Source organism: Paraburkholderia humisilvae (assembly GCF_902859855.1).
In the GTDB taxonomy this organism is placed as follows: Bacteria; Pseudomonadota; Gammaproteobacteria; order Burkholderiales; family Burkholderiaceae; genus Paraburkholderia; species Paraburkholderia humisilvae.
Genome location: NZ_CADIKH010000288.1, coordinates 1 through 1,872, shown reverse-complemented (window position 1 = coordinate 1,872; position 1,872 = coordinate 1). Strand labels below are relative to the sequence as shown.

Genomic DNA, 1,872 nt, shown 5'->3' with positions numbered 1-1,872 from the left:
AGGCATTCCTTTCAGAAATGGCATCCCGGTGATCGACAGCACACCGGTTCAGCAATCGCTCGCCGCCTGATGAACCTGCTCACCGCGTACACCAGATTTGACAATTGCTCTCGCTGCGAAGTGTTGTCGCGACACAGTCGGCGGGACTATCCCCGGTTTTCTGCTTTACTTTGCAGCTTGAACCCGAAGACCCGATTGATGGCTGCGCGCGTGTTGGGTTGCAAGCCATGATGCGGGATCCCCTCGTTGACGGCCTGTTCAAGTGCGGCAGGACGCGCACCCGCACCGCTGCCCGCGGGCACCAGTTGCGACCATGACTGACCTTGCTCTTCCAGATGCACCAGGAACCGGCTGACGCGAGAGCGGGATACCTGATCCAGTTCTCCGGGCAGATCCTTCAGCAGATCCTTGTGCTCCTGAAGATCGGGCGCAAGACGAATTTTTTATGTCGCCTTGCAGCCTGAACCCGAAGGCCTGGTTGATGGCTGCGCGCGTGTCGGCCCGCAAGCCATGCTGCCGGATCCCCTCGTTGACGGCCTGTTCAAGCGCGGCAGGACGCGCACCCGCACCGCTGCCTGCGGGCATCAGTTGCGACCATGACTGACCCTGCTCCTCCAGATGCACCAGGAACCGGTTGACGCGAGAGCGGTATGCCTGATCCAGTTCTTCAGGCAGATCCGCCAGCAGATCCTTGTGCTCCTGAAGATCCGGCGCTCTTTGTATATCGCCTTGCAGTTTGAACCCGAAGGCCTGGTTGATGGCTGCGCGCGTGTTGGTCGACAAGCCATGATGCCGGATCCCCTCGTTGACGGCCTGTTCAAGCGCAGCAGGACGCGCACCCGCACCGCTGCCTGCGGGCACCAGTTGCGACCATGACTGACCCTGCTCTTCCAGATGCACCAGGAACCACTTGACGTTAGAGCGGTATGCCTGATCCAGTTCTTCGGGCAGATCTTTCAGCAGATCCTTGTGCTCCTGAAGATCCGGCGGACGCCGAGCTTTTTTTATGTCGCCTCGCAGCCTGAACCCGAAGGCCCGGTTGAGCGCAGTGCGCGTGTTGTGTTGCAAGCCATGATGCCGGATCCCCTCGTTGACGGCCTGTTCAAGCGCGACAGGACTCGCACCCGCAACGCTACCCACGGGCACCAGTTGCGACCAGGACTGTCCCTGCTCTTCCAGATGCACCAGGAACCGCCTGACGTTAGAGCGGTATCTCCGATCCAGTTCCTCTGGCAAAACCTTCAGCAGATCGATGTGTGCAGGTAATGCCGGCACGAACCGCGCACGGGGCTTTGCGCGACTGCTGCCCGGGAGGGGGCAGCAGGCTGTTGATGCCCTGGTGCGTTCAGGCTGTCATGGATCTGCTGCTCCGCATGGGAAAGCGGCAGTCCACGCGCCTGCTCTGCGTGGGCCCAGTCAACCAGCGCCGTCCCTGCCGGATCTGCCCCCCGGTCTTGAGGTGCAACGTCAACGGGCAAGCCAGAATGCGGCCTGTCGTCCAGATCCGCGAGTTCGTTGTCCACCTCATCCGCTGACAGCTGGGGCAAGCGATGTGGTTCCGGCGCCCCGCCCTTCAGACCCGGAACATTGCTCGCCCGCTGCCACTGGCCATCCCGGTTTTCCAGACGGATTGTCCGCTCCCTTGCATTGCCAGTGGCATCCACCGGATTCCATACCACATACCCTTCCGTCGACGCGGCCTCGTCTTTTGCTACCCGGTACAGCTTCGCTCCGATCTGCGCGTAGTGCGCCAGCGTTTGCGGATCCTGCCATGTCCCGCCCTCCGAGCGACGCATCGCCACCGGCCGCTTATCCTCTGGTACGGGCGCGAGTCGTTCGACCAGTCGTTGCGTCTGCGGACTTAAAGGCGCG

At 61.9% G+C, this 1,872-nt stretch carries 3 protein-coding genes; 1 reads left to right on the top strand and 2 read right to left on the bottom strand.

What is annotated here, in order from left to right:
• On the top strand, nt 1–231 hold a 231-nt coding region (locus HV796_RS43800; protein WP_217478238.1), incomplete at its 5' end, for a hypothetical protein.
• Between the two features lie 27 nt (nt 232–258).
• Here HV796_RS43800 and HV796_RS41960 read toward each other — a convergent pair.
• Together HV796_RS41960 and HV796_RS41955 are read right to left on the bottom strand one after the other, a co-directional pair.
• Nucleotides 259–1,275 carry a hypothetical protein gene (locus HV796_RS41960; RefSeq protein ID WP_175233507.1) on the bottom strand — a complete coding sequence of 339 codons (1,017 nt, stop codon included), beginning with the start codon at nt 1,273–1,275 and terminating at the stop codon, nt 259–261.
• Nucleotides 1,242–1,872 (bottom strand): hypothetical protein (locus HV796_RS41955; protein WP_217478236.1); only part of this gene is annotated, 631 nt, incomplete at its 5' end. The genes HV796_RS41960 and HV796_RS41955, both read right to left, overlap by 34 nt.